Annotated in this window: 25 protein-coding genes; 20 read left to right on the plus strand and 5 right to left on the minus strand. The window is 73.3% G+C overall.

What is annotated here, in order from left to right:
• The 9 genes from ATL51_RS17540 to ATL51_RS17580 all read left to right on the plus strand — a co-directional run bounded on the left by ATL51_RS17540 (position 1) and on the right by ATL51_RS17580 (position 11,900).
• Complete coding sequence (locus ATL51_RS17540) at positions 1-1,287, plus strand: MlaD family protein (protein ID WP_073575634.1); 1,287 nt, start codon at positions 1-3, stop codon at positions 1,285-1,287.
• Positions 1,284-2,678 carry an MlaD family protein gene (locus ATL51_RS17545; RefSeq protein ID WP_100879230.1) on the plus strand — a complete coding sequence of 465 codons (1,395 nt, stop codon included), beginning with the start codon at positions 1,284-1,286 and terminating at the stop codon, positions 2,676-2,678. The genes ATL51_RS17540 and ATL51_RS17545 overlap by 4 nt, the downstream gene beginning before the upstream one ends.
• Positions 2,678-4,039 carry an MlaD family protein gene (locus tag ATL51_RS17550; protein WP_100879231.1) on the plus strand — a complete coding sequence of 454 codons (1,362 nt, stop codon included), beginning with the start codon at positions 2,678-2,680 and terminating at the stop codon, positions 4,037-4,039. The genes ATL51_RS17545 and ATL51_RS17550 overlap by 1 nt, the downstream gene beginning before the upstream one ends.
• Positions 4,039-5,370 (plus strand): Mce/MlaD family protein, encoded by a 1,332-nt coding sequence (locus tag ATL51_RS17555; RefSeq protein WP_100879232.1) that lies wholly within the window; start codon positions 4,039-4,041, stop codon positions 5,368-5,370. Before ATL51_RS17550 ends, ATL51_RS17555 begins: the two co-directional genes overlap by 1 nt.
• The gene (locus ATL51_RS17560) at positions 5,370-6,665 is read left to right on the plus strand and encodes an MlaD family protein (protein WP_100879233.1); all 1,296 of its coding nucleotides are present in this window, start codon (positions 5,370-5,372) and stop codon (positions 6,663-6,665) included. The genes ATL51_RS17555 and ATL51_RS17560 overlap by 1 nt, the downstream gene beginning before the upstream one ends.
• 15 nt (positions 6,666-6,680) lie before the next feature.
• Positions 6,681-8,108 (plus strand): MlaD family protein, encoded by a 1,428-nt coding sequence (locus tag ATL51_RS17565; RefSeq protein WP_100879234.1) that lies wholly within the window; start codon positions 6,681-6,683, stop codon positions 8,106-8,108.
• Between the two features lie 86 nt (positions 8,109-8,194).
• Entirely contained in the window at positions 8,195-10,564 is a 2,370-nt protein-coding gene (locus tag ATL51_RS17570; protein WP_100879235.1) for an RND transporter family protein, read from the plus strand.
• The gene (locus ATL51_RS17575) at positions 10,564-11,682 is read left to right on the plus strand and encodes a peptidyl-prolyl cis-trans isomerase (protein WP_100879236.1); all 1,119 of its coding nucleotides are present in this window, start codon (positions 10,564-10,566) and stop codon (positions 11,680-11,682) included. Before ATL51_RS17570 ends, ATL51_RS17575 begins: the two co-directional genes overlap by 1 nt.
• Positions 11,679-11,900 (plus strand): hypothetical protein, encoded by a 222-nt coding sequence (locus tag ATL51_RS17580; RefSeq protein ID WP_100879237.1) that lies wholly within the window; start codon positions 11,679-11,681, stop codon positions 11,898-11,900. The genes ATL51_RS17575 and ATL51_RS17580 overlap by 4 nt, the downstream gene beginning before the upstream one ends.
• Positions 11,901-11,967: 67 nt before the next feature.
• Here ATL51_RS17580 and ATL51_RS28310 read toward each other — a convergent pair whose 3' ends face one another.
• Entirely contained in the window at positions 11,968-12,456 is a 489-nt protein-coding gene (locus tag ATL51_RS28310; RefSeq protein ID WP_157818412.1) for a COG4315 family predicted lipoprotein, read from the minus strand.
• Positions 12,457-12,491: 35 nt separating this feature from the next.
• Positions 12,492-13,430: an ABC transporter ATP-binding protein gene (locus ATL51_RS17590; protein ID WP_100879239.1), complete on the minus strand. Its 939-nt coding sequence runs from the start codon at positions 13,428-13,430 to the stop codon at positions 12,492-12,494.
• A gap of 125 nt (positions 13,431-13,555) precedes the next feature.
• On the opposite strand from ATL51_RS17590, the gene ATL51_RS17595 reads away from it, so the two are divergent.
• The 9 genes from ATL51_RS17595 (at position 13,556) to ATL51_RS17635 (ending at position 22,337) form a co-directional block, all read left to right on the plus strand.
• A complete protein-coding gene (locus ATL51_RS17595; RefSeq protein WP_100879240.1) occupies positions 13,556-13,975 on the plus strand; it encodes a hypothetical protein in 420 nt (139 codons plus the stop codon).
• A gap of 60 nt (positions 13,976-14,035) precedes the next feature.
• Positions 14,036-14,425: a hypothetical protein gene (locus ATL51_RS17600; RefSeq protein ID WP_100879241.1), complete on the plus strand. Its 390-nt coding sequence runs from the start codon at positions 14,036-14,038 to the stop codon at positions 14,423-14,425.
• A 140-nt stretch (positions 14,426-14,565) separates the two neighbouring features.
• On the plus strand, positions 14,566-16,110 hold the full coding sequence (locus ATL51_RS17605) for an acyl-CoA synthetase (protein WP_100879242.1): 1,545 nt from the start codon (positions 14,566-14,568) through the stop codon (positions 16,108-16,110).
• A 176-nt stretch (positions 16,111-16,286) separates the two neighbouring features.
• Positions 16,287-16,694 (plus strand): SCP2 sterol-binding domain-containing protein, encoded by a 408-nt coding sequence (locus tag ATL51_RS17610; RefSeq protein ID WP_100879243.1) that lies wholly within the window; start codon positions 16,287-16,289, stop codon positions 16,692-16,694.
• 39 nt (positions 16,695-16,733) lie between these two features.
• On the plus strand, positions 16,734-17,789 hold the full coding sequence (locus ATL51_RS17615) for an alcohol dehydrogenase catalytic domain-containing protein (RefSeq protein WP_100879244.1): 1,056 nt from the start codon (positions 16,734-16,736) through the stop codon (positions 17,787-17,789).
• Positions 17,786-19,309: an aldehyde dehydrogenase family protein gene (locus tag ATL51_RS17620; RefSeq protein ID WP_100879245.1), complete on the plus strand. Its 1,524-nt coding sequence runs from the start codon at positions 17,786-17,788 to the stop codon at positions 19,307-19,309. Before ATL51_RS17615 ends, ATL51_RS17620 begins: the two co-directional genes overlap by 4 nt.
• Before the next feature lie 190 nt (positions 19,310-19,499).
• Positions 19,500-20,843 (plus strand): cytochrome P450, encoded by a 1,344-nt coding sequence (locus tag ATL51_RS17625; protein ID WP_301549065.1) that lies wholly within the window; start codon positions 19,500-19,502, stop codon positions 20,841-20,843.
• The gene (locus ATL51_RS17630; protein WP_062399393.1) at positions 20,843-21,043 is read left to right on the plus strand and encodes a ferredoxin; all 201 of its coding nucleotides are present in this window, start codon (positions 20,843-20,845) and stop codon (positions 21,041-21,043) included. The genes ATL51_RS17625 and ATL51_RS17630 overlap by 1 nt, the downstream gene beginning before the upstream one ends.
• Positions 21,044-21,119: 76 nt before the next feature.
• Positions 21,120-22,337, plus strand: a complete 1,218-nt coding sequence (locus tag ATL51_RS17635) for an NAD(P)/FAD-dependent oxidoreductase (protein WP_100879246.1) — start codon at positions 21,120-21,122, stop codon at positions 22,335-22,337.
• On the opposite strand, the gene ATL51_RS17640 is transcribed toward ATL51_RS17635, so the two are convergent.
• Positions 22,334-23,008: a TetR/AcrR family transcriptional regulator gene (locus tag ATL51_RS17640; protein WP_100879247.1), complete on the minus strand. Its 675-nt coding sequence runs from the start codon at positions 23,006-23,008 to the stop codon at positions 22,334-22,336. The genes ATL51_RS17635 and ATL51_RS17640 overlap by 4 nt on opposite strands.
• An 88-nt stretch (positions 23,009-23,096) precedes the next feature.
• On the opposite strand from ATL51_RS17640, the gene ATL51_RS17645 reads away from it, so the two are divergent.
• Positions 23,097-24,020: an ATP-binding cassette domain-containing protein gene (locus ATL51_RS17645; RefSeq protein ID WP_157818413.1), complete on the plus strand. Its 924-nt coding sequence runs from the start codon at positions 23,097-23,099 to the stop codon at positions 24,018-24,020.
• 25 nt (positions 24,021-24,045) lie between these two features.
• Here the strand turns inward: ATL51_RS17645 and ATL51_RS17650 are convergent, their stop codons facing one another.
• A complete protein-coding gene (locus tag ATL51_RS17650; RefSeq protein WP_073575655.1) occupies positions 24,046-24,645 on the minus strand; it encodes a rhodanese-like domain-containing protein in 600 nt (199 codons plus the stop codon).
• Between the two features lie 134 nt (positions 24,646-24,779).
• On the opposite strand from ATL51_RS17650, the gene ATL51_RS17655 reads away from it, so the two are divergent.
• Positions 24,780-25,181: a hypothetical protein gene (locus ATL51_RS17655; protein ID WP_073575656.1), complete on the plus strand. Its 402-nt coding sequence runs from the start codon at positions 24,780-24,782 to the stop codon at positions 25,179-25,181.
• 6 nt (positions 25,182-25,187) lie between these two features.
• Here ATL51_RS17655 and ATL51_RS17660 read toward each other — a convergent pair whose 3' ends face one another.
• Positions 25,188-26,249, minus strand: a complete 1,062-nt coding sequence (locus ATL51_RS17660) for a YeiH family protein (RefSeq protein ID WP_100879249.1) — start codon at positions 26,247-26,249, stop codon at positions 25,188-25,190.
• Positions 26,250-26,298: the final 49 nt, after the last annotated feature.

The following is a 26,298-nucleotide window of genomic DNA, read 5'->3' on the forward strand; positions in this document are numbered from 1 at the left end:
ATGAGCGGACTCCTGGGCAAGCTCGCCGCCGGGATGGTGGCGCTGCTCGTGGTGGGGGGTGTGTTCGTCGCCGTCGGCGGCACGCAGCCCTACACGGTCAGCGCCGTCCTGCCGGCAGGCAACCCGAACCTCATCCCCGGTGCGCCGATCTACATCGACGGCTTCCAGGCCGGGGAGATCTCCTCCGTCCGGCCCGAGGAGGGCCACGCGGTCGTCGAGTTCACCGTCGACGACGGCCTCGCCCCGCTGCACGCCGGCGCGTTCGTCCACGTCCAGTGGAAGGCCGTCGTCGGTGAGCGCCTGCTGTTCGTGCAGGACGGTCCCAAGGACTACGCCGAGATCCCCAGCGGCGGCATGGTGCAGGGCGACTTCCCGAAGCCGACCGAGGTCGCCGACGTGCTCGCCGCCCTCGACGAGCCCACCCGGGCGCGCCTGACCGGCCTGGTCGGGACCCTGCAGAACACCGTCACCGGGCACGAGCAGGACCTCAACGCCACCGTGAACACCGCCGGACCCGCGCTCGCCGCGGTCGGCAACGTGCTGCGCGGCATCGGCACCGACGGTCCCGCGATCTCCAAGCTGGTCACGGACCTGAACGGCACCGTCGACACCCTGGCCCGGCGCCAGCAGGACCTCGGCGCCGTCGTCGACGAGCTGGGCACCAGCGCCCGCGCGACGGCCGCCCAGCGCGAGCAGCTGCGCGCCGCGCTGGCCAAGCTGCCCCCGACGTTGCGCACCGCGCAGGGCACGCTGAACAAGGTCCCCGGCGTCACCGACGAGGCACTGCCACTGCTGGAGGACCTGCGCCCGGCGACGGAGAAGCTGCCCGGCGTGTCCGCGCAGCTCGCCCCGCTGCTGCAGGACCTGCGGCCGCTGGTCGCCGACCTCAAGCCCACCCTCGAGGCGGCGTCGGCGCTGCTCGACCGCACCCCCGGCCTGCTCGACTCCTCGAACCGCGCGCTGCCGGGCCTCGCCGAGACCGCGGGCGGCTACGCGCCGGTGCTCGAGGCGCTGCGCCCCTACACCCCCGAGGTCGTCGGGTTCCTCTCCACGTGGGGCTCCGCCGCCCAGAACTTCGACTCGAACGGCCGTTACATGCGGATCTTCGCGCAGGCCGGCCCCGCCACGCCGGTCATCTACCCGCCGGGCGTCACGCCGCCGGGGATCGTCCCCAACCCGAACCCGGCCCCCGGCTCGGCCGACGAGACCTCCGGCAACGGCGAGCAGAACCCGGGCGCGCCGCTCCTGCCGCAGCTCGGTGACGCCAGCGGGGAGGGTCCGCGATGAGCTCGACCCTGGGCTTCTCCCGCTGGCGGATCCTCGCCGTCGGCCTCGTCGCGCTCCTCGCGGGCACCGGCGCCGCGGCCGGCATCTCGAACGCCGAGTCCGGCCGGATCGTGATCGCGGAGTTCACCGACGTCAGCCCGATCCTCGCCGGCCAGCAGGTCAAGATCAACGGTGTCACGGTCGGCGAGGTGGGCCAGCTGCAGTTCGACCCGCAGCGCAAGGTCGCCGAGGTCCCGCTCCGCGTCGACGCGCGTGCCCTGCCGATCCACTCCGACGCGAAGGTGACCGTCGCCCCGGTCTCGCTGCTCGGTGAGCGCTTCCTCAACCTGAACACCGGCACCCCGGGCTCGCCCGAGCTGCCGATGAACACGCCGATCGGTGTCGAGCGGACCGGCCAGGAGGCCGACCTGCAGAACATCCTCGACACCCTCGACGACCCGACGGCCGGCGCGTTGGCCGCGCTGGTCACCACGCTCGGCCAGGGCACGCAGAACAACGGTGAGAACATCCAGAAGACCCTCGCCGCGCTCGCCCCGGCCATGAAGGACACCAACCAGCTCGTCGGTGTCCTGTCCGACCAGAACGAGCTGCTCGGCCGGGTCATCGACCAGGTCGAGCCGGTCACCGGCGCACTCGCCGTCGACCAGGGCAGACGGCTCGACGGCCTGGTCGCCTCGACCACGTCGCTGCTCGACACCACCTCCGCCCGCGACGCGCAGCTGCGCGGCACCCTGCAGGAGCTCCCCAGCACCCTGGCCGCGGCCCGCGCCACCCTCGGCGAGCTCGCCGGCACGGCGCAGTCCACCGCGGTCACCCTGGGCAACCTGCGGCCGACCACCGACAACCTGGTGGACATCAGTCGCGAGCTGCAGCGCTTCGCCGACTCGGCGGACCCGGCGCTGGCCTCGGCCGACCCGGTCCTGGACCGGGCGAGCGAGCTGCTCGACCAGGCGCAGCCGGTCGCCGCGGAGCTCCGGGCCGCGGGCCCGGACCTGCAGCGCACCGTCACCGGCGCCGAGCCGATCGTGCGCGACCTCAACGGCAACCTCGGCAACGTCCTCGGCTTCATCCGGAACTGGGCGCTGACCACCAACGAGAAGGACGGGCTGTCCCACTACTTCCGGGCCAGCTACGTGCTCAACGGCGACCCGGTCACCGGCTTCGCGCCGGGCGGTCTGCCGGACGCGGCCCCCGCGCCCGCGCCCGACGCCACCCCCAACGAGCAGGTGAACCAGCCCGCCCCGTCCCAGCCGGGACCGGGGACCGCGGCCCAGCCGGGCCAGGACTCCAACACCCTGCTGCAGAGCCAGCCCACCCCCGAGAGCAGCGCCACCGGGCTCAGCCCCGAGCAGGAGCAGGGCGCGCTCGGAACACTGCTGGGAGGCCAGTGATGGCGAGTGCCAAGCCCAAGCGCGGCGCGCGCTTCCGGTCCGGCCTGATCGGCCTGCTGATGTTCGTCGCGGCCGGCTTCTTCCTCTACGTCGCGCTGACCGCCCAGAAGGGTCTCCCCTTCGCCCAGCACGAGTTCCGCACCGCGGCCGTGTCGGACACCGGTGACCTCGCCGTCGGCAACGACGTCCGGGTCGGCCAGGTCCGGGTCGGGCGCGTCGACGACATCACCCTCGCCGACGGCGTCCCGCAGGTCCGGATGCAGCTCGACGACGCCGCCACGCAGGTCTTCAAGGACGGCTCGGCCACGGTGACCGGCCGGTCCGGTCTCGGGCAGCAGTACCTGGACCTCGACATCGGCAGCGAGCCGGCCGGCGTCCTCGGTGAGGACGAGGTCCTGGCGGTGCAGCGCTCCCGCAGCGCCGTGCAGCTGCTCGACCTGGCCAAGGTCTTCGACCCGGCCACCCAGGACGCCTCGCGCTCCGCGCTGCAGGAGCTCGGCAACGGCGCCGCCGGACACGGCCAGGACCTGCAGGACGTGGCGAAGGCCGGTCCGCAGATCCTGCCCTCGCTCGGCACGACCGCCCGGTCGCTGTCGGTCGACGGCGGTCGCGACCTGACCTCGATGCTCCAGTCCCTGGAGAGCCTGTCCTCGCGCTTCGCCGGCCGGGAGCAGGAGATCTCCTCCCTGGTCGGGCAGCTCGACACCACGCTGGCGGCGATCAACGCGGACAAGGGGAAGGCGCTCGCCGACACCCTGGACATCGCCCCCGAGGCGCTGCCCGCCGCCCGCCGGGCCCTGGAGGACCTGCAGCAGCCGCTCGCGTCGACGAACTCGGCGATGACGCAGCTGCAGCCGGGCGCCCGCTCGCTCGGCGACTCCACCCCGGACCTGCGGGGCGTGCTGGTCGAGGCCCCGACGCCGCTGGACAAGCTGCCCGGCGTCTCGGACTCGGCCGAGCCCGCGCTCGGCTCCCTGACCCCCGCCGTCGCCGACGCGCGCCCCGTCGCGCCGAAGGTGACCCAGGGCGTCGGGTTCGCGAACACCCCGCTGCAGGTCCTGGCGCCCTACTCGCCGGAGATCGCGCAGTGGTTCACCCACGCCAGCTTCGCGCTGTCCGACGGCGACGCCGCCGGCCACCACCTGCGGTTCACGCTGATGGTCCGGCCGGAGTCCTTCGCCGGTGCGGCGGGCCTGCCCGACCCGACCCGGGCGAGCGACCCCTACCCGGCCCCCGGCCAGGCGCCGAACGACGCCTCGCTGGGCCTGCTGCCCGCCCCGGGCCCGTCCAACCGGACCCCGGAGGAGCAGCCCGGTCAGGGCGACAGCGCCGCCGGTGGCGGCCTTCTCGGAGGTAACTGATGACCGCCCCCGCCTCGACGCCGCGGCTGCGGCGCCGCCTCCCGCTGTGGGTGGCCGCGCTCGCCGTCATCGGCCTGATGCTGGTGTCACTGGCCCTGGGTCTGTACAAGCCCCAGGTGAAGACGCTGATGGCGAAGCTGACCGGCTCGCCGACCCGCACCATGCACTTCTCCGCGAACCAGTTCCTGTTCGAGGACGCGTCGAAGGCGAAGGTGGCGGGCGTCGACTCCGGCGTCGTCTCCTCGGTCGACCCGGCCCCCGACGGCGGTGCGATCGTGACCGTCGTCGTCGACCCGGAGGTCGTCGAGGCCGTCGGCGACCAGCCGTCGGCGCGGCTGCGGCCCACGACCCTGCTGTCCGGCCTGTTCTACATCGACATCGTCCCGGGCGGTGACCGCTCCGCGGAGTGGACCGAGCAGATCCCGGTGGACCGCACCCGGCTGCCCACCGAGCTCGACGACGTCGCCGAGCGGCTGCAGCCCGACGCGCTCGAGGGCGCGACGACCGCGATCACCCAGTTCGACGAGACCCTCGGCAACGCCGGCGGCAACGAGGCGCTGCACGAGCTCCTCGCCGCCGCGCCGGGGACCCTCGGCCCGGGTGCCGGGGTCATCGAGTCCCTGCGCGGCACCCAGCCGGAGAAGGACCTGACCGACGTCGTGCGGGGCCTGCAGCGGACCACCGGGGCGCTCAACCGCGAGCCCGGCCAGCTGGACGGCATCGCCGCGAACCTGCAGGACACCACGCAGGTCATGGCGGAGACCTCCGGCCCGGTCGCGGACGCGATCAACCGGCTGCCCGGGGTGCTCGACACCACCGACGCCGGCCTGAAGCGGCTGAACGTCTCGCTGGACAAGCTGCGCGACACCGCGGGCCCGGCCCGGCCGGCGGTCCAGGAGCTCGACGGGTTCCTCGGCCGCGCCGAGCCGGTGCTGGCCGACGCCCGTCCGCTGGTGTCCGACCTGCGCGCCGCGCTGGTCGACACCCGGCCGCTGGTCGAGGGCCTGATCCCGGCCAGCGAGGGCGCCACCCGGGTCCTCGACGACCTGCCCGCTCCGCTGGAGCGGCTCAACGGTCCGGTCCTGGACTCGCTGAACACCCCGTTCGTCGGGGAGGGCCCCTACTCCGCGGTCGACAGCCGCGGTGTCCCGCTCAAGGACGAGGTCGGCCACATGTTCTCGAACCTGAACAAGACCGGCGCCTACGTCGACCCCAACGGGCACGCGGTGTCCTTCCACCCCGGACCCGGGCTCGGCACCGTGCCCGGCCTGGGCTCGGTGAGCCTGGAGAACATGTTCCAGCAGATCTTCCACGGGACGGGTGGTCGATGATGACGGCAACTCCCACGCCCCAGCAGGACGCACCGCGGGGCCTCGGTACCCGGGTGCGCTCGGCCGTGGACCGGGTCCGCAACGAGCCGGGCCTGGGCCGCAACGTCATCGCGCTCGCCGTGGTGATGGTGCTCGGCCTGGTCTGCGGGGGCTACATCCTGTCCCAGCAGCGGTTCGTCACGCCGTGGGCGAACGAGACGATGCTCTATGCGACCTTCTCCGAGACCCCGGCGCTCGCCCCGGGCCGCGGCCAGGAGGTCCGGATGTCCGGCGTCCCGGTCGGTGACATCCGCTCCTCGGAGCTGACCCCAGAGGGCACCGGCCGGGTGCTCCTGGCGATCGACCGCAACGACTACGACGGCCCCGTCTACGACAACGCCACCGTGGTCCTGCGGCCGAAGAGCCCGCTCAACGAGATGTACATCGAGATGGACCCGGGCACCCCTGCCGGCCGGGTCCTCGACGACTACGGCGTGCTCCCCGTCGCCAACGCGAAGCCGCCGGTGCAGATCGACGCGGCCCTGGCCCACCTGGACCAGAACGCGCTGGCCGCGGTGCAGTCGCTGCTGGAGGCCTCCGACGTGGCGCTGGCGACGGCGCCGCAGGACCTCCCGCAGGGCGTGCGCGCCACGACCGAGGTGGTCAACCGGCTCAAGCCGGTCGTCGACCAGCTCGACCTGCGGCGCGAGAACCTCGCCCGGCTGGTCACCTCGATCGGGCAGCTGTCGACGGCCGTCGGCGGCGACGAGAAGCGGCTCACCACCCTGGCGAACTCGCTGTCGACCACGCTGAGGACGGTGTCCGCGCAGAGCCAGGCCCTGCGGGACTCGCTGAACCAGCTGCCCGGCGTCGTCGACAACCTGGGCGCGGCCACCGGCAACGTCCAGCAGCTGTCCGACCAGCTCGACCCGACCCTGGACAACGTCCTGGCCGCCTCGGAGCAGCTGCCCGACGCCCTGGACCGGCTGACCGACACCGTCGACACGCTCGACACCACCGTCGACAAGGCCCGCCCGGTCGCGCAGAAGCTCAAGCCGGTCGCGGCGGACCTGCGTCCGTTCGTGAACGACCTGAACGGCACGCTGCCCGCGCTGGAGGAGATCTCCGGCCGGCTCGACCCGGTCACCGCGGGCCTGGAGCAGTACCTGCCGGACCTGAACGCCTTCGTCTACCAGACGTCGTCGGTCACCAGCCTGCGCGATGCCAACGGCGGCATCCTCCGCGGTCTGCTCCAGTTCGGCCCGACCACCATCCCGGCGCCCGGCGCCGACGAGCTCACCCAGACGCCCCGGTAAGGAGGTGACCCCCGGATGAAGATCCCCCATTCCGCGCTCCCCGCGATCAGGACGGCGATCCTGCTCGCCTTCACCGCGGCGTCGGCGTTCGTGTTCCTGTTCTTCTGGACCTCGGTCGGCGGTTACGTGCCCGGCTACACCCAGGAGCAGTACACGACGGCGTTCCACGTCGACAAGGTCAACAACCTGGTCCCGCAGTCCGACGTCACCCTCAACGGGGTGAAGGTCGGCAAGGTCCTGACCGTCGAGGCGACCCCGGACGGGCGCGCCGAGGTGGTCGTCAACATGACCGACGACAACGCCATCCCGCTGCATGAGGGCGTCACCGGCCGGATCAACTCGAAGACGCTCGTCGAGGAGACCTACGTGTCCCTCGTCGACGGCCGCGGTGCCGAGCTGCCCGACGGCGCCCGGCTGCCCGACGGCGCCGTGCAGTCCGCGGTGCTGCTCGACGATCTGATCCGGACGCTGCCCGACGACCGCCGCGTCGCGCTGGCCTCCACCCTGCAGTCGCTGGGTGCGGCCACGAAGGACACCCAGGCGGGCGTCGACGGCGCACTGGCCGGCCTCGGCCAGCTCGGCCGCGAGGGCGGGACCGCCCTCGACGCGCTCGCCGCGCAGTCGAAGGACCTCGAGCAGCTGTCGCAGAACACCGCCGCGGTGCTCGCCGCGCTGGACGTGCAGCGCGGCCGCATCGCCGACCTGGTGACCGACGCCAACCTGGTCACCGAGGTCACCGCGAACAGCCGCACCGACCTGGAGAACACCATCCGGGAGCTGCCGCCGACGCTGAAGGCGGCCAACGACGCCAGCGACGACCTGTCCCGGCTCGCCGGCGGGCTCGGCCCGGTCGCGGCGAACCTGGACCGGGCGGCGCCCGCGCTCAACGCGGCGCTGAACGAGCTCCCGGCGACCACCCGCGACCTGCGCGGGCTGCTGCCCTCGCTCGACGCGACCCTGGGCAAGGCCCCGGTCACCCTGGACCGGGTCCCGCAGTTCTCCGACGACCTGCGCGCCCTGCTGCCCGAGGCCGACCGGGCCCTGCTCCAGCTCAACCCGATGCTGGAGTACCTCAAGCCCTACGGCGGCGACATCTACCAGTTCTTCACCAACTTCGGTGAGACGGTGTCGCGCGGTGACGCCAACGGCACGCTCCTGCGCGTGATGCTGGTGTTCCACGCCCAGTCGTTCGCGGGCAACCCCGTCCCGCTCAACGACATCCCGCCGCTGGACGACAACAACCCGTACCCGCGGCCGGGCACCCAGGTCGGCCCCGAGGACGACGCGCCGCCGCCGCAGGTGGCCGACCCCGGACCGGCGAACGACTCGCCGCCCCCCGGACCGGCCCCGACCGTCGGGCCGCAGCCCGAGGGCGACGCCGCCCGCGGCGACGCGCCGGCGCCGGAACCGTCCGGCGGTGGGCTCCTGGGGCTCGGCGGATGACCCGCCCGTCCCGCACGACCCTCGAAGGGCGTAGGGCCGCACTCGCGGCCCTGCGCCCTTCGGGGCGTTCCGCGCTGGGTCTGATCATGGTCCTCGCCCTGGTGGCGCTGACCGTGGCGGGCGTGTCCCGGGTGAAGGTCGAGACCGGGGTCGAGTCGTTCCTGCCGTCGTCGGACCCGTCGGTGCAGCGCTACACCGAGCTCGCCCGGTCCTTCGGCGGCGACCCGATCGTCGTGCTGCTGCGCGCCCCGCAGGCCCCCGGCCTGCTCGAGCGGGACGTGCTGCCCCGGGTCCTCGGGGTCGAGGGGCAGCTGTCCCAGCTGCCCGACGTCGCGTCGGTCTACGGCCCGGCGACGACGCTGAACCAGCTGGCGTCGCAGTCGCAGAAGCTGCTCGCCGAGCTCACCGGCCGCCGCGACGGCCTGCAGCGGGCCGCGGCGATCACCGCCGAGCAGCGCGGGGAGGACCCGGTCGCCGCCGGGAACGCGGCCGTCGCGGCCTTCGACGCCCGCTACGGCCCGCTGATCGTGCAGGGCCTGCCCGTCGGGCTGCCGACCCTGCGCAACCAGCGCTTCATCGACCACTCGATCATGGGGTCCGGGGGTGAGCCGCGCCCGCAGTGGCGCTACGTCGTCCCCGACCAGCGGTCGCTGGCGATCCTGGTCCGGCCCCGCGAGGGACTCGACCAGGCCGGTACCGAGCAGCTCGTCGCCGCGGTGAACGCGACCGTCACGCAGGCGCAGCTGCCCGCCGAGGCGACCGTCTCCGGCGTCCCCGCGATCACCGCCTCGCTCGGCACCGCGGTGGACCGGGAGGCGCCGGTCCTCGGCGCGGTCGCGGTCGTCGCGATCGGGCTGTGCCTCTTCGTGGTGCCCTGGACCCGACGGCGACGGCGGCTGATCCCGCTCGCGGTCACCCTGGCCGCGACCGCGGCGACGCTGGCCGTGCTCGGCTGGGCCGGGCGACCGGTCTCGCTGGGCGTGGTCGCGTTCCTGCCGGTCCTGGTCGGGCTCGGCAGCTACTACCCGACCTACTTCGCCCGCGGGGCGCGGCCGCGCACGGTCGTCGTCGTCGCGGCGGGGACGGCGGCCGGTTTCGGTGCGCTGCTGCTGTCGCCGCTGCCGTTCGTGCGCGACCTCGGGTCGACCCTGGCCCTGGGTGTCGCGTTCGCGGTGGCGCTCGGCTGGTTCGTCTACCGCCCCGGTGGCTGGGCCGGACCGGACCGCCCGTCCGACGCACCCGCCGGCGGTGCACCCGACAGCGCCGCACCCGCCGGCGGTGCACCCGACAGCGCCGCACCCGCGGGCGGTGCACCCGCCGTCGACGGGGCCGCCGACGGCACCGCCGCCGGCGGCGCCGGGGGCGAGGTCCCCGCCGGCGCCGACGAGCCGATCGCGCGGCCGGGCCGGTCCCGGCTGGTCGCGGTCGTGCTGGCGGGGCTGGTCGCGGTCGGGGGCTGGGCCACGCTGCCCTTCCTGCCCCTGCAGACCAGCGTGGACGCGCTGTCGGCCGGGCTGCCCGCCGTCGACGACGCCACCCGGGTCGAGCAGGTCCTCGGGTCCGGCGGCGAGCTCGCCGTCGTGCTGCGCTCCACCGACGGCACGGGCGACGTGCTCACCCCGCAGGCCTGGGAGTGGATGACGACCGCCCAGCAGGGGATCGTGCGGCTGCACGGCGACGAGGCACGCCCCGCGCTCTCGGCGCCGTCGCTGCTGTCGTTCCTCGGCCCCACCCCGGACCAGGAGCAGATCCGCGCCGGGGTCCGGCTGCTGCCCCCCTACCTCACCGGGGCCGTGCTGCGGCCCGACGGCCAGGTCGCGGTGCTGTCGTTCGGGGTCCGGCTCGACGACCTCGACCGGCTCCGGGACCTCACCGACGCGATCGCCGCCGAGCTGCCCCCGGCCCCGCCCGGCTTCCTCGCGGAGGTGTCCGGGCTGCCCGCCGTCGCGGTGCAGGGCTACGAGCTGGTCTCCGCCGACCGCTACCTGGCCGGTACCGCCGGCCTGGTCGCGGCGGCCCTGGTGCTCGCGGTCGGGCTGCGGCACCGCCGCGACGCGCTGCGCGCCGCGCTCGCCGCCGTGCTCGCGACCGGCGCGAACCTGTTCCTGCTCTGGGCGTTCGGCATCCCGCTGAACCCGCTCACCGTCGCGCTCGGGTCGCTGACCGCCGCCGTCGGCTGCGAGTTCACCGTGATGACCTGCGACGCCGTCCGCACGCGCGACCCGCGCCTGCGGACCGCGGTGACCCTGGCGGCCCTCACCTCGGGCACCGGGTTCGCCGTGCTGGCGCTGTCCGACCTCGCCCTCATGCGCGAGTTCGGGCTGCTGCTGGCGCTGTCCGTACTGCTGTCCTACCTGGCCGCGCGCCTGGTGGTGCGGGCGTTCCCGCCCGCACCGGCCGGGGTCGGGATCTCCGGGAGTACCCCCGCCCCGGAGAAGCTCGTTGGAGTGATGTGATGCGACTGAAGTCCACACTGGCGTGGATCGCCGGCGCCGCCCTCGACCGTGTCCGGACCACCTGGACCGGCCGGATCGTGGCGGGCGTCCTCGTCCTCGCCCTCGTCGCCGGGATCGGCGGCGGGGTCTGGTGGAAGATGCAGCAGGTACCCGACGGCGCGGCGCTGGCCGTCGGCGACCGGGTCGTGACCGTCACCGACCTCGACGACCGGGTGCAGACCCTGCGGGCGCTCTACGGCGTCCAGCCCCCGGTCGAGGACCCGGTGCGGATGGACGGCTTCCGCCGCGACGCCGCCAAGGCCGTCGCGCTGAGCATGGTGCTGGAGGACCGGGCGGCCGAGATGGGCGTCGGCATCGCCGACGCCAAGGTCCGCCAGACCCTCGACGAGTACATCACCCAGCAGCTCGGCAACGGCCCCGGCGCCCGTGACGACTTCGTCCAGGTCCTGGGCAACGTCGGCACCACCGAGGACAAGGTGATGACCGAGGTCCGCCAGCAGATGGTGGTCGGCGAGCTGTTCGACCGGGTCACCAAGGACGTCGCCGTCACCGACGACGACCTGCGCGCCGACTTCCCGAAGTACGCCGAGCGGCTCGGCACCCCCGAGAAGCGCGACCTGTCCAACATCGTGGTCGCCAGCAAGGAGGCCGCCGACAAGATCGCGGCCGACCTGCGGGGCGGTGCCGACTTCGCGACCGTCGCGCGGGCCAGCACCATCGACAACGCCACCCGGGCGAACGGCGGCGCGCTCGGCCCGATCAGCGCCGACCAGCTGCAGCCCGACTACGCGAAGGCCGCCTTCGAGACCCCGGCCGGCCAGGTCTTCGGGCCGGTGCAGAACCAGTTCGGCTGGAACGTCGGCCGGTCCGGTGCGGTGACCCCGGGCGTCCCGGCGAACTTCGACCAGGTGCAGGACCGGCTCCGCGAGCTGGTGCTGTTCGACCGGCGGATCACCGTCTGGGGCCAGTGGATGAACGACTCCCTGCGCGGGGGCGACGTCCGCTACGCCGACGACTACCGCCCCGCCGACCCGGACACCGCCCCCACCGGGGCGAGCCCCGGCCTGCCCTCCGGTACGCCGCAGACCGTCCCGCCCGCACCCGGTGGTGGCGGGTGAGCCCCGTCTGGGGCCTCCTGAGCTTCGCCGGTGTCGGCGTCCTGCTCGCCCTCATGGGGTGGGCGGGACGCCGGCACGCGGCCGCGCTGGGTGCCGTCCCGGGGATGCCCGCCGAGCTGCAGCAGCACCGGATCGCGGTCATCCGCCGCGGCGCGACGGCCTGCCTGGTCGTCGGGGTCGCGTTCGTCGTGATCGGGGTGCTGGTCCCGCTGGTGTGAGCCGGCCGCGGCACCGTCACCCACGGGAGAGCCCCGGCCGGACCCGGCCGGGGCTCTCCCGTGCGGGTCAGCGGACGGCGGGTGCCGGGACGGGGTCGCCGTTCGGGTTCAGCGGCAGCCAGGTCCCGCCGAAGGCCTCGACGCCCTGGCCGGTCACCGCACCCGGCGTCGTGTCGCCCGCGAAGCGGTGCAGGACGTGCCCGGCGTAGGTCACCTGCTCGCCGCCGGCCGTCGCGGTGGTGCCGATGACCTCGGTGCGCAACGGGTTCAGCGCCGGGCGGGCGGGGTGCGGCACCCCCTCGGCGACGTAGGCAGGCCACTGCGCGAGGCACTCGCCGGCGCACTCCCCGGCCGGGACGCGCGCGTAGAGCACCCGGCCCTGCCCGTCGGCGAGCACCGCGCCGGCCGTCGAGGTGACCACGTCGATGGTCGTGCCGGCGCCGGGGAGCGTGAACGCCCGCTCGGTGCCCGCGGGCTCGGCGGACGTGCAGGCGCCCAGGGACAGGGCGGCCGCGGCGAGGAGCAGCGCGACGCGGTGGCGGGACGGGGCGGGCACGGTTCCTCCGGGCGGTGGGGGTGGCGGGCTGCGGCTCAGCGGGTGAGCAGCAGGAACAGGCAGTACGAGGTGACCATCGCCAGCACCACCAGCGCGGGCACCAGCAGCCGCGGGTCGAGCTCGATGGTGCGGGAGCCGCGGCGCGGCCCGTCCAGCTCGGCGCGGGTCGCGTCCGGGTCGGGCGGGCCAAGGAAGTCCGAGATCCGGAAGCGGCGGTCGAAGTCGTCGGAGTCGGCGACACCGCGCAGCAGCTCCGACGGCGGCCCGCACGCCACGATCCGGCCGTGGCACAGGATCGCGACGGTGTCGGCGAGCTCCCGGGCCAGCGCGATGTCGTGCGTGGTGACCAGCACCGTGGCCCCCGAGCGCGCGTGCTGCTCGCGGACCGCGGCCACCAGCGTGCCCGCGTGGGCGGAGTCCAGACCGGTCTCCAGCTCGTCGAGCACCAGCACCGGCGCCTCGACGGCCAGCGTACGGGCGATCGCCAGCCGCTTGCGGCCGTGCGCGGGGAGCTCGGACGGGAGCGCGTCGGCCCGGTCGTGCAGCCGCATCTCGCGCAGCCGGTGCATCGCGACCCGCTCGACGCGCTCGGGGGACATGCCGCGGCCGTCGAGGGCGTAGGTCAGGTTCTCGTAGACCGACAGCGAGCCGAACAGCGACGACTCGAACACCGACGGCCCGCCGAACAGCACGCTCATGCCGCGTCGCAGCCGTCGCAGCTGCGCCTCGCCCGCCGCGTGCACGTCGACGCCGTCGACGGTCACGGTGCCCCGCCCCGGGGCGACGAGCCCGGCGAGGTGGCGGACCAGCGTCGTCTTGCCCGACCCGGACGGGCCCATGACGACCGTCACGGTGCCGGGCGCCAGGTGCAGGCCCAGGCGGAACAGCACCGGGGTGTCGTCGATCATCGTGGTGACGTCGGTGAAGTCGATCGTGGGCCCGCGGGGCGGCTCGTCCGGCACGGGTCCCGTCATCACACCAGTGGACGACGACGGCCCGGAGGGCTCGTCCCCCGGCGGGGGTGACTCCCTCTCCCGGAGTGGGTGTCCCTGCGCGCGCGGGGCCCCGCCGGGCGTCGCGCGCGTTCTAGCCTGCGCCCATGAGCGAGCAGGTGCAGAGCCGGACCACGATGCCGTGGGCGCTGGTCGTGTCGGCCGCCGCGTGGATGCTGACCGCGGTGCTGCTAGCCGTCGCGTGGACGGGGCTGCGGCCGGAGTCCACGGTCGACGAGGACACCGCGAGCACGCTGGCCGGACAGGGCGCGCCGGTCGTCGAGACCGGCTCGGGCGCGCCGTACCCCCCGTGGCTGCTGCTCGTGCTCGCCGTGCTGCTCGTCGTGGCGGGGGCCGCCCTGGCGCTGCGCCGCCGCGCGGGCCGTTACCCCGCGGTCGTCCTGTCCGTTGTGTCGGTGGTGCTCCTCGCCGCGGCGGGGCGCTGGGAGACGATCCCGGCGATGGTGCTGCTGGTGGTGGGGACCGTCCCGCTGCTGATGCCCTCGGCGCTGCGACACCTGCGCTGACGCACTCGTGGGGGACCCGGTGCCGGTTCCCCGCACGAGCCGACCGAAAGGAGGCCCGGAGTGGCCGTGCCGGGGTTCGACTGGTTCTCCGACCGTGTGGACTGGATCAGCCTGGTCCGCGGGGCCTCACTGGCCTTCAGCGTGCTGGTGATCGGCGGTCTCGCCGCGCCGCTGGGCTCACAGATCCCGGTGGTGGGCCCGGCCTGGCTGATCATCACCGCGGTCGTCGCGTTCGTGCTGGCCGGCTACCGGATCGGCGACGCGCTCGACCCGCGCGTGCACGGGGCCGGTGCGGCCGTCGCGGGCTACGCGCTGGTGCTGCCGCTGGTGGTGCTCGGCACCGGCACGCTCGACCCGCTGCAGCTGGTCCTCACCGCGGCGACCGCGGTGGTCATGGGCGCGATCGCCGGGCACCTCGCGGGCCGCAACCGGGACCGCCGCACCGCCTGAGAGCGGCCGCGCCCGAGTGGGGGAGGAACCACCCCCTCGGGAGGGATGCCGGGTCACGCAGCGTGCCGACACGATGCGGGCTGCGACGGCGGGGCCTCGCCCGCGCCGTTCCGACCCACCCTCGAAGGGGAGAGCAGCCCGTGTTCCCAGGCATCCATGCGCGCACCCGGCCCGACCACCCCGCGGTGGTGCAGCCCGAGACCGGCCGCACCACGACCTACGCCGAGCTCGACGACCGCTCCCGCCGGATCGCGCACGTGCTGCGCGACGCCGGCCTGCGTCGCGGCGACCACGTCGCCTTCGTGTCCGACAACGCCCCGGAGGTCTTCGAGATCTACTGGGCCGCATTGCGCTCCGGCCTCTACGTCACCGGGATCAACCACCACCTGTCCCCGGACGAGGCCGCCTACATCGTCACCGACTGCGGCGCGCGGGTCCTGTTCGCGTCGGCGGCGAAGCGCGAGCTCGCCGAGGCCCTGGTGGAGCGGACCCCCGGCGTCGAGCGCCGCTTCGCCTTCGGGGGTGCGGTCGAGGGCTACGAGTCCCTCGGCTCGGCGATGGAGCTCGCCGCGGACGGGCCGCTGCCCGAGCAGCCCCGCGGCGCGGACATGCTCTACTCCTCGGGCACCACCGGCCGGCCCAAGGGCATCAAGCCCGCGCTGCCGACGATCCAGGTGGACGAGCCCGGTGACCTCTACACCGCGGTGTTCGGGCCGATGTACGGCTTCGGCGAGGAGACCGTCTACTACTCGCCGGCCCCGGTCTACCACGCCGCGCCGCTGCGCTTCGGCGGCATCGTGCACGCCCTCGGCGGCACCGTGGTCATGGCGCAGAAGTTCGGGGCCGAGGAGGCCCTCGGGCACCTGGAGCGCTACCGGGTCACGCACGGCCAGTTCGTCCCGACGATGTTCGTCCGGATGCTCAAGCTCCCTGACGAGACACGCAGCCGTCACGACGTCTCCTCGCTGCGCGTGGCGGTGCACGCCGCCGCGCCGTGCCCGGTCGACGTCAAGCAGAAGATGATCGACTGGTGGGGCCCGGTCCTGCACGAGTACTACTCCTCGACCGAGGGCAACGGCGTCACCTTCATCGACTCGGCGGCGTGGGCGGCCAAGCCCGGCTCGGTCGGCAAGGCAGGCCTCGGCGTCATCCGGATCTGCGACGACGAGGGCACCGAGCTCCCCACCGGCGAGGTCGGCACCGTCTACTTCGAACGCGACGTCCCGCCGTTCGAGTACCACAACGACCCCGAGCGGACCCGCGAGGCGCGGCACCCTGACCACGAGAACTGGTCCACCACCGGCGACGTCGGCTACCTCGACGAGGACGGCTACCTGTTCCTCACCGACCGCAAGGCCTTCATGATCATCTCCGGCGGGGTCAACATCTACCCGCAGGAGGTCGAGGACGTCCTCACCCTGCACCCCAAGGTCTACGACGTCGCCGTCATCGGCGTGCCCGACGCCGAGATGGGCGAGCAGGTCAAGGCCGTCGTGCAGACCCCCGAGGGCGTCGAGGGCTCCCCGGAGCTCGAGGCCGAGCTGCTGGAGTTCGTCCGCGAGCGGATCGCGCGCTACAAGGCCCCGCGCAGCGTGGACTTCACCGCGGAGCTGCCCCGCAGCGCCACCGGCAAGCTCGTCAAGGGCGATCTGCGCAAGCAGTACACCGAGGTCGCCCCCGCCTGACGGACGCGCCGCGACGGTCACCGCGCGGAACCGTCCGTCACGCACCGTGCATCCGTAGGGAGCACGGAACCACCCCCCGGGAGCGATGTGACCCCCCTCGCTCCCGGACAGCATTCGTACCACCGACGGCGCCCGCTTCCGGGCGTCGGCACCCAGCACTCAACGAGGAGATCGAGATGGGCTTCTTCGCCGACAGCAACGAGGTCGACAAGTACATCGGCGGCGTCTTCCGCGCGGCCAACGACCACCCGGAGTCGGGCCCGAAGATGCGTGCCGCCGGCATCAACCTGCGCGTGCTCTACACCGACCCGGACACCGAGATGTGGGTCAAGATGAACGAGCCCGCCATGGAGGTCCACACCGGCGCCGACGAGGACAAGGCCGACATCACGCTGATGATGCGTGCCGACACCGGCGACAAGTTCTGGCGCGGTGAGTACAACCTCGCCGTCGGTCTCGCCAAGGGCGAGGTCAAGGCCAAGGGCCCGGTCAACAAGATCCTGAAGCTGGTCCCGCTGACCAAGCCGCTGTTCCCGATGTACCGCGAGCTGGTCGCCGAGAAGGACGCGACCGCGAGCGCCTGATCCGCCTCACCCGAGCGAAGAGGAAGGGACGCCGACGAGATGGCGACCATGAAGGCGGTCGTGCTCCGCGAGCCGCACAAGATCGAGGTCATGGAGGTCCCCAAGCCGGAGATCACCGACCCCGGTGACGTGCTGATGCGCGTCGACCTCACCGCGATCTGCGGGACCGACCTGCACCCCTACGAGGGCCGGATCGTGATCGAGGACGACGTCGTCCTCGGCCACGAGTTCCTCGGCACCATCGAGGCGGTCGGGTCCGGGGTCACCCTGATCTCCGAGGGCGACCGTGCCGTCGCGTCGTGCGTCGTGAGCTGCGGCAGCTGCTACAACTGCCGCCGCAACCGGCCCGGCCAGTGCTTCGGCACGATGATCTTCGGTCTCGGGGTGACCTTCGGCAACCTGTCCGGCGGCCAGGCCGAGTACGTGATCGTGCCGAACGCGGACCGCACGCTGCGCAAGCTCAGCGACGAGGGCAAGGGCAACGACGAGGACAAGCTCTTCGTCGGCGACATCATGGCCACCGGCTACGAGGCCGTGCGCAAGTTCATCCAGCCCGGCGACACCGTCGCCGTGGTCGGGGCCGGCCCGGTCGGGCTGTGCGCCGCGATGGCCGCGGACGTGCTCGGCGCGTCGCAGACGATCGTGGTGGACAAGGTCCCGGCCCGGCTCAAGGAGGCGGAGGCGATCGGGGCGGTCCCGGTCAACGCCGACGAGACCGACCCGGCCGAGGCCGTGCAGGACCTCACCGACTGGCGCGGGGCGGACGTCGTGATCGACGCCGTCGGCCACCCGTCGGCGCTGCTCTCCGCCTGCTCGCTCGTGCGCTCCGGTGGTGCGATCTCGATCCCCGGCGTCTACACCGAGGACTCCATCGAGCTGCCGTTCGGCGACCTCTACCTCAAGGGCGTCACCATCTCCCAGGGCGTCGCCAACATCACCAACTACATGGACGAGACGCTCGCGCTGATCGCCGCGGGCAAGCTCGACCCGAGCCGGTTCATCTCGCACCGGATGCCGATGTCGCAGGCGACGGAGGCGTACCGGATGTTCGAGGAGCGCGAGGCCACCAAGATCGTCCTGGACCCCACCGCATGACCGCCGGGACGACCGTCCGCCACTTCCCGATGCGGATCGGCGGCGAGGACGTGGACTCGAGCGACCACCTGGAGATCCGCGACCCGCAGAACGGCGAGCTCGTCGCCACCGCGGCGTCGGGCGGGGCGGCGGTCATCGACTCCGCAGTCGACGCCGCCCAGGCGGCCTTCGACGACGGCGGCTGGTCCCGCGCCACTCCCGCACACCGCGCGTCGGTGATGCGGGCGATCGCGGACCGGCTCGGCGAGCGGCTCGACGAGATGGTCGAGCTGGAGATCATGGCCAACGGCGCCACCGTGCGGCAGGCCACCGGTTTCCACGTCGGCTACTGCGCCCCGCACCTGGAGTACTTCGCGGGCCTGGCGGAGCGCTACGAGTTCGAGACGCCCATGCCGCGGGCGACGTTCCCGGTGCTCGGCCAGTCGACGCTCCGCAAGGAGCCGATCGGCGTGGTCGGCGCGATCGCACCGTGGAACTTCCCGCTGCTGCTCTCGCTGTGGAAGTTCGCACCGGCCCTGGCCGTCGGCAACTCGGTGATCCTCAAGCCGGACGAGAAGACGCCGCTGTCGGCGCTGGAGTTCGCCCGGATCGCCGAGGAGTGCGGGCTGCCGCCGGGCGTGTTCAACGTCGTCCCGGGCCCCGGCCCGGACGCGGGTGCGCGCCTGGCGTCGCACCCGGGCGTCGGCAAGATCGGTTTCACCGGGTCCACCGACGTCGGGCGCGAGATCATGCGCCTGGCCTCGGGCACGGTGAAGGCGGTGACCCTGGAGCTCGGCGGTAAGTCGCCGGCGCTGGTCCTCGACGACGCCGACCTGGACATCGCCGTCGACGGCGTGCTGTACGGCTGCATGCTCTACTCCGGCCAGGTCTGCGAGTCGATGACCCGGCTGCTGCTGCCGGACTCGCTGCACGACGAGTTCGTGGAGCGCATGGTCGCCCGGGCTTCCACCATCCAGCTCGGGGACACCCGGGACTGGGAGACCGACATGGGCCCGGTCGTCTCGGCGAAGCAGAAGGACCGCATCCTCGAGCTGATCCGGTCGGGCAAGGACGAGGGCGCCACCGCCGTCCTGGGCGGCGGAGAGGCCCACGTCGAGGGGTACGAGGGCGGCCACTGGATCCAGCCGACCATCTTCACCGGCGTCCGCAACGACATGCGGATCGCCCGCGAGGAGATCTTCGGCCCGGTGCTGTCGGTCATCCGCTACGGCTCCGAGGCCGAGGGCGTCGCCCTGGCCAACGACACCCAGTACGGGCTCGCGTCGTCGGTGTGGAGCCGCGACAACTCCCGTGCCCTGGACGTCGCCGAGAAGATCAAGGCCGGCTCGGTCTGGATCAACGACGCACACCAGATCAACTGCGAGGTGCCCTTCGGCGGGTACAAGCAGTCCGGTGTGGGCCGCGAGCTCGGCCCGCGCGCGCTGGACCCCTACGTCGAGGAGAAGAACGTCCACCTCGACCTGTCCGGCACCCGCGACGCCCGGCCCTACGACGTGCTGCTCAGCCACGCCGAGGACTGAGGCCGTCGACCCCGGGGTCCTCCCGGCGCCCGCCCGCGCCGGGAGGACCCCCCTCCCTCTCCCGTTGGGGGTACGACGTCGCCCTCGCGGGGAGACGCCCCGCTCCCACCCGTCTCCGCACACTGTTCCCGACCGTGTGTCACCAGCTTTCCGCCCGCGGAGCACCCCGCCGGGCTCGGAGGAGATCCCGATGACCGCCACCTTCGACGCCACCGACTTCGAGTCGGAGATGTTCGACCCGGACGCCGTGGACATGATCCCGGCCACCAGCGAGGGCAAGCCCGAGCACTACCCGGTCGACATCTCCACCAAGGCGTTCTGGAACCAGACCTCCGAGCAGCGTGAGGAGACCTTCAAGGTCCTCCGCGCCGAGCAGCCGGTCTCCTGGCAGCGCCCCGTCGACGACGCGGTCACCCCCGACCCGGACGACCCCGGCTACTGGGCCGTGGTCAGCCACGCCGACATCGTGAAGGTCTCCCGGGACAACGACACCTACGTCTCCGGCCAGGGCGTGCTGTTCGACCTGCTCCCGCCGATCTTCCTCGAGCTGACCCAGTCCTTCCTGGCGATGGACAACCCGAAGCACGACCGGCTGCGCAAGCTGGTCGCCTCGGCGTTCACGCCGAAGCAGATCAAGCTGATCGACGACAAGATCGCGCTCGCCGCGAAGGAGGTCGTCGACGGCGTCGTCGCCGAGACCTCCGGCGAGATCGACTTCGTCACCAGCGTCGCGAAGGTCCTGCCCACCCGGATCTTCTGCGACATCATGGGCATCCCTGAGCACCTGCGCGAGGCCACCGAGAAGAACGCGGCGGACATCGTCGCCTGGGCCGACGACGAGGTGCTCGCCGGTCGCCAGGCCGACGAGGTGCAGGTGCAGGCCGCGACCAACCTGCACGACATCGCCACCGAGCTGATCGAGCTCAAGACCGCCGAGCCCTCCGACGACCTGATCACCTCGCTGATCAACGCCGAGGTCGACGGGCAGAAGCTCGACGAGTTCGAGATCGGCTCGTTCTTCGTGCTCATGGCCGTCGCCGGCACCGACACCACCCGGCACACCTCGTCGTTCACCGTCCGCGCCTTCACCCACTTCCCCGAGCAGAAGCAGTGGCTCATGGAGGACTACGACGGACGCATCAACAACGCCATCGACGAGTTCGTCCGGTACGCCTGCCCGGTGATGACCTTCCGTCGCACTGCGGTCGTCGAGACCGAGCTGGGCGGCAAGAAGATCGTCCCCGGCGACAAGGTCGTCATGTTCTACCCGTCGGGCTGCATGGACGAGAAGGTCTTCGACAACCCGGAGCAGTTCGACCTGTCGCGGGAGAACGCGAAGGCGCACACCGGGTTCGGTGGCGGCGGTGTCCACTTCTGCCTCGGCAACCAGCTCGCCAAGTCCATGCTGAAGGCGCTGTTCCGCGAGCTGCTGTTCCGCATCCCGCAGTTCGAGGTCGGTGAGCCCGAGCTGCTGGGCACCAACTTCATGCGCGGGGTGAAGCGCATGCCGTTCCGATTCTCCCTGGAGAAGTGATGGGTCTTCGTATCGAGCTGGACGAGAGCAAGTGCAGCGGCCTCGGCCTCTGCGAGGCCGAGGCGCCGGAGCTGTTCGAGGTACGTGACGACGGGTCGCTCGACATCCTCGACGCCACCCCGTCCGACGAGCACCGCGCGGCCTGCGAGGCGGCGATCGCCTCCTGCCCGACCGAGGCCCTGCGCCTCGTCGAGAGCTGACCGACCCCGTCACACCACACCGCAGACGCCGGGGGCCGCCACCCCCGGCGTCCGCTCGATCCCGAGGAGGACCACCGTGGAGCACCTCGTCGTCGTCGGGGCGTCGCTCGCCGGGATCCGTGCCGTCGAGTCCGCCCGCCGGGCCGGCCACACCGGCCGGATCACGCTGGTCGGTGCCGAGCGCCACCTGCCCTACGACCGGCCCCCGCTGTCCAAGGCGTTCCTGGACGACACCGGTTCCGAGCCGGCCGACCCGCGTTACCGGACCGAGGAGCACCTGCGTGAGGAACTGGGGGTGGAGCTCCGCCTGGGCAGCCCGGCGACCTCACTGGACACGACCGCGGAGCTGATCGGGATCGGCGACGGCTCCGAGCTGTCCTACGACGCGCTCGTCGTCGCGACCGGGGGAGCGGCCCGGATGCTGCCCGGCACCGGGGAGCTGTCCGGCGTGCACGCCCTGCGGACCTGGGACGACGCGCTCGCCGTGCGCTCCGCGCTGGATGCGGGCGCCCGCACCGTCGTGATCGGTGCCGGGTTCATCGGCTCGGAGGTGGCGAGCTCGGCGCGCAAGCGCGGCCTGTCCGCCACGATCGTCGAGACGCTGCCGGTCCCGCTGGTCCGCTCGGTCGGCGCGGACATGGGCACGGCCTGCGCCGACCTGCACCGCGAGCACGGTACCGACCTGCGCTGCGGCGAGACGGTCGACGGGCTGGAGTCCTCCGCCGACGGCGCCGTCACCGGCGTCAGGCTGGGCTCGGGCGAGGTGGTCCCGGCGGACCTCGTGGTCGTCGGCATCGGCGTGTCGCCCTGCACGGACTGGCTGGAGGGATCCGGCGTCGAGCTGCACGAGCGGGACCGGGGCGTCGTCGCCGACGCCACCCTGCGCGCCGCCGACGGCGTGTACGCCGCGGGCGACGTCGTGCACTTCCCGAACCACGTGTTCGACGGCGAGGTCATGCGCCTGGAGCACTGGACGACGGCCGCGGAGCAGGGTGCGCTGGCCGCGAAGAACGCGCTCGACCCGGAGAACGCCACCGAGCTCGGGACCGTGCCGTACTTCTGGTCGGACTGGTACTCCAGCCGGATCCAGTTCGTCGGCCGCCCGGCCGCCGACGAGATCCGGGTCGTGTCCTCCGAGCTGGGCGACGACCGGTTCCTCGCGCTCTACCGGCGCGGGGACCGGCTGGTCGGGACGATCACGATCGACCGGCCCACCCAGATCATGAAGTACAAGCGGCTGATCTCGAAGCGCGCGAGCTGGGCCGAGGCGCTGGAGTTCGCCGGGGTCTCCTAGCCGTCGGTGCCGGTCGTCCGGTCGGCGTCGTCGATGTCGAGCATCCGGCGGGCCAGTCGCTTCCAGCTCGGGAGGTGCGGCTCGGTCACCGGGTCGCGGGGGTGGATCGCGTAGGTCATCGCGACCCCCCGCATGCTGGTGAACAGCAGGTCACGGCACTCGTCGAAGTCGGGGTGGCTGGACAGCACCGGCCCGAACATCGTCGCGACCACGTGGGTCACCGCGACGCCCAGACGTCGCTCGGCGGGGAACAGCTCGTTTCGGATGTCGGTACTGGTGCGGGCGGCGACCCACAGCTCCATCGACGCCCAGAAGTACGGCTGGGCGAAGGTGCCCCACAGCAGCTCGACGGCCCGGTCGCACCGTTCGGGCCCGGTGGTGCGGCCGTACTCCGAGCCCAGGACCCACTGCTCCATGTCGGCGATCTGCTCGACGACCAGGTGCTGCGCGGCGGCGATGAGCAGGGACTCGCGGCTGGGGAAGTGGTGCAGCAGCCGGCCGCGCGACACCCCGGCGCGCCGCTGCACGGTCACGGTCGTGGAGTGCGCGTAGCCGTTCTCGAACAGCTCCTCGAGGGCCGCGGCGAGGATGATCGCCCGGCTGCTGGCCCGGCGTTCGCCCTGGGTGCGGCGGGGCCGGGGCGGGCGTGGTTCGTCCACGGGGGAGACCATGCGGGGCAGGCTAGCCTCCGGCCGCACAGCGGATGTCTGTACACGCTGCTCCACCCGACCCTAGGGTTCGTCACCCGAGGGGGTGACGATGATCGACGACGTACTGGTCCCGACGGCACCGGCGGTCTCGTTCCGCGCGGTCCGGATGTCCTTCGACTCCGAGCCCGTGCTCGAGGGGATCGACCTCGAGCTGCCACCCGGCCGCACGACCGTCCTGCTCGGTCCGTCCGGCGTCGGCAAGACGACGTTGGTGCGGATCCTGCTCGGGCTCTACGCGCCCGAGTCGGGCGAGACCCTGGTGGACGGTCACGCGGTCGCCGGTCTGCGTGACGCCGAGCTGGCCGGGCTGCGCCGCCGGATGGGGGTCCTGCTCGGCGGGTCCTCGGTCTACGACGCGTCGCTGTTCGCGTCGCTGACGCTGTTCGACAACGTCGCCTACCCGCTGCGGGCGGCCGGGGCGCCCGACGCCGACGCCGCGACCTGGCGGATCCTGCACGAGTTCGACCTGGCCGACCACGCCACCGCGCTGCCGTCGGCGGTGTCGGCGGGGCAGCGCCGGCGGGCCGCGCTCGCGAGGGCCCTGGTCGGCGCGCCGCAGCTGCTGGTGCTCGACGACCCCGGGCCGGCCATGGACCTGCACAACCGCGAGCAGGTCGTGCGCGCCGTGCGCCGGCGTGCCGCGGACGCGACGGCACTCGTCGTCACCCACGACCTGGACCTGGCACGGGACCTGGGTGACCGGGTCGCGCTCCTGCTCGGCGGCCGGATCGTCGCCGACGGCCCGGTCGACGAGGTGCTCGGCGGGATCACCACCGCCGCCGACCTGGACGCCCGGTTCGGCGTGCGGGCGTCGCTGCCGGTGGCCTCCGCGGCCGAGCAGGCGGCGCTCGCGCGGCGGGCCCGGCGGCAGGGGCTCGGCGAGGCGCGGCTGCTCATGGGGGTGCTGCTCGTGATGCTCGCGTTGCTGTCGCTGGCCCTCGGCTCGGGCATGGTGGCGAACCCGGCGATCTGATCCCGGCCCGGTCGTCCGGGACGGATCAGCGGACGGGGCCGGGCTCCCGGCGCCGGACCTGCTCGACGACGGCGGCGGCCGCCGGCTCGGTGACGTCGCGGTTGAACGGCAGCCTCGCCAGCGCCGCCCCCATGGCGCAGGTGTTGCTCAGCGCGGAGAAGGTGAGCCCGGCGCCGATGCCGCCCGCGAGCAGCCGCAGCTTCGGTGTGGCGAGGCGTCCGCCGAGAATCCCGGTCAGCACCAGGGACCCGGCGACGAGCCGGACCTGCCGCTCCAGGGCCCACGCGGTGCGCCCCCGCACGACCTCGTGACCTGCGGCGACCCAGGCGGCCACCCCGCCGTCGAGCACGTGGGCGCGGTCCAGCCCGGCGGCGGCCAAATGCCTGCGGCCCTGCTCGGCCCGCACGCCGGACTGGCAGACGAGCACCAGCGGCGACGACGGGTCGTCGAGGTGGCGGGCGAGCTCGGCCGTGTGCTCGGCGAGGGTGTTCAGCGGGACGTGGTACGAGCCGCGGATGTGCTGCGCCTCGAACTCGGCGGCACTGCGCACGTCGATGACCAGCGGCTCGGACCACTCGCGCAGGGCTGCGGGGGTCACGGTGCGGGTGGTGGGCTGGGCGGTCATGAGAACCCTTTCGGAGGAGTGGGACCGTCAATATACCCCAGGGGGTACTTCTGGGACCACATGGCGGGACGCCGGTAACGCATCCCGGGGTCCGCTTCGATCTGCAGAGTGAGGTCGGGACGTGAGGCGGGTGCATGGGCAGGAACGGGCCGTACGAGCGGTACTACGCGGAGCGCGAGGCCTCCGGGCAACGCACCGTGCTGTGGCCATGGGTGCTGCTCGCACTCGTCGTGCCGTTGCTGCTGGTCCGGTCGTTCGTGGTGGCCGACGAGCCCGCCGGGGCGACGGCGACCCACCAGGCCGCGCCGGCGCCCGCGCGCGAGGCCGGGCAGGGCGTCCACCGGGCCGGGACCGACATCGAGCCCGGCACCTGGGCCACGGACGGCCCGGGATCCGGCGCCGAGTGCGGCTACACGCGCACCGCGGCCGACGGTGTCGAGATCGCCAGCGCCCGGCTGCACGGCGCGGCCGCCGCACGGTTCCTGGACGGGGAGTCGGTCGTCCTCACCGGGGGCTGCACCTGGACGGCCGACTGACCGGGGTCACAGGGTTCCGGTCACCGCCTGCAGCAGCAGGCTGCTCGCCCCGACCAGGATCCACAGACCCGCGCCGAGCAGCAGCGGACGCGGACCGGCGCGACGGAGGTCGGACAAGCGCATCGACAGCCCGATCCCGGCCAGCGCCGTCGTGATCAGGAACGTGCCGAGCGTGGTGATCGCCGGGTGCCAGGCCTCGGGCACCAGTCCGGCGCTGGTCAGGGCGGAGGCGACGGCGAACCCGATCAGGAAGGTCGGGACGAGCTTGCGCCACGGGAGCGAGTGGGTCCGCTCGCCGGCCGCTTCGGCATCCCGCCGGGCGACCCGGGTGGCGAGCACGAGGACGATCGGGATCAGCATCAGTGTCCGGGCCAGCTTCACGATGACCGAGTAGGGCCCGGCGTCACCGCCGTAGGCGTATCCGGCGGCGACGACCGAGGACGTGTCGTTGATCGCCGTGCCCGCCCACAGGCCGAAGGCGTGCGGTGCCAGGCCCATCAGGTGGCCGAGCTGGGGGAAGGTCAGCACGGCGACCACGTTGAAGGTGAAGATCGTGCCGATGGCGTAGGCGACCTGCGACTCCTTCGCCCGGATCACGGCCTGGGTCGCCGCGATGGCGGACGCGCCGCAGATCGCGGTACCGACGCCGATGAGGAGCTGGGCGTCGCCCCGCACCCCGAGCAGTCGTCCGAGTCCCCAGGCGCCGGCGAGGGCCACGGCGAGCGTGCCGAGCATGACCGGCAGCGAGGTGAGTCCGACGTGGGCGATCTGGGCCAGGGACGACGTCAGGCCCAGCACCACGATCGAGGTCTGCAGGACCGGACGGGAGGCGAAGGCCAGCCCGGGCCGGAGCCGGTCGCCGGGCCGGAGCACGGTCGCGACGAGCACCCCGAGCACGATCCCGAACACCGGCCCGCCGATCACGGGTATCTCGGTCCCGGCCGCCGTGGCGACGGCGGCGACGACCAGCGCGACGGCGAGTCCGGGGAGATGGTCGCGGGCCCGGTCGGTGAAGGACGCGGTGGGTGCGTCGGTGGTCGAGGAGGCACGATCGGCGGTGGGCGCCATGGTGCGGACCTTCCGGTCGACGTCAATGTACGTACATTACGCCGTGAAA

The organism is Pseudonocardia alni (assembly GCF_002813375.1).
GTDB lineage: Bacteria > Actinomycetota > Actinomycetes > Mycobacteriales > Pseudonocardiaceae > Pseudonocardia > Pseudonocardia alni.

Coding starts and splice junctions, on each gene's coding strand:
- ATL51_RS17545 (WP_100879230.1), top strand. CDS start 1,284: ATGAGCTCGACCCTGGGCTTCTCCCGCTGGCGGATCCTCGCCGTCGGC.
- ATL51_RS17625 (WP_301549065.1), top strand. CDS start 19,500: ATGACCGCCACCTTCGACGCCACCGACTTCGAGTCGGAGATGTTCGAC.
- ATL51_RS17575 (WP_100879236.1), top strand. CDS start 10,564: ATGCGACTGAAGTCCACACTGGCGTGGATCGCCGGCGCCGCCCTCGAC.
- ATL51_RS17655 (WP_073575656.1), top strand. CDS start 24,780: ATGGGCAGGAACGGGCCGTACGAGCGGTACTACGCGGAGCGCGAGGCC.
- ATL51_RS17540 (WP_073575634.1), top strand. CDS start 1: ATGAGCGGACTCCTGGGCAAGCTCGCCGCCGGGATGGTGGCGCTGCTC.
- ATL51_RS17560 (WP_100879233.1), top strand. CDS start 5,370: ATGACGGCAACTCCCACGCCCCAGCAGGACGCACCGCGGGGCCTCGGT.
- ATL51_RS17570 (WP_100879235.1), top strand. CDS start 8,195: ATGGTCCTCGCCCTGGTGGCGCTGACCGTGGCGGGCGTGTCCCGGGTG.
- ATL51_RS17630 (WP_062399393.1), top strand. CDS start 20,843: ATGGGTCTTCGTATCGAGCTGGACGAGAGCAAGTGCAGCGGCCTCGGC.
- ATL51_RS17590 (WP_100879239.1), bottom strand. CDS start 13,430: ATGACGGGACCCGTGCCGGACGAGCCGCCCCGCGGGCCCACGATCGAC.
- ATL51_RS17615 (WP_100879244.1), top strand. CDS start 16,734: ATGGCGACCATGAAGGCGGTCGTGCTCCGCGAGCCGCACAAGATCGAG.
- ATL51_RS17645 (WP_157818413.1), top strand. CDS start 23,097: ATGATCGACGACGTACTGGTCCCGACGGCACCGGCGGTCTCGTTCCGC.
- ATL51_RS17565 (WP_100879234.1), top strand. CDS start 6,681: ATGAAGATCCCCCATTCCGCGCTCCCCGCGATCAGGACGGCGATCCTG.
- ATL51_RS17660 (WP_100879249.1), bottom strand. CDS start 26,249: ATGGCGCCCACCGCCGATCGTGCCTCCTCGACCACCGACGCACCCACC.
- ATL51_RS17610 (WP_100879243.1), top strand. CDS start 16,287: ATGGGCTTCTTCGCCGACAGCAACGAGGTCGACAAGTACATCGGCGGC.
- ATL51_RS17550 (WP_100879231.1), top strand. CDS start 2,678: ATGGCGAGTGCCAAGCCCAAGCGCGGCGCGCGCTTCCGGTCCGGCCTG.
- ATL51_RS17555 (WP_100879232.1), top strand. CDS start 4,039: ATGACCGCCCCCGCCTCGACGCCGCGGCTGCGGCGCCGCCTCCCGCTG.
- ATL51_RS17640 (WP_100879247.1), bottom strand. CDS start 23,008: ATGGTCTCCCCCGTGGACGAACCACGCCCGCCCCGGCCCCGCCGCACC.
- ATL51_RS17595 (WP_100879240.1), top strand. CDS start 13,556: ATGAGCGAGCAGGTGCAGAGCCGGACCACGATGCCGTGGGCGCTGGTC.
- ATL51_RS17650 (WP_073575655.1), bottom strand. CDS start 24,645: ATGACCGCCCAGCCCACCACCCGCACCGTGACCCCCGCAGCCCTGCGC.
- ATL51_RS17620 (WP_100879245.1), top strand. CDS start 17,786: ATGACCGCCGGGACGACCGTCCGCCACTTCCCGATGCGGATCGGCGGC.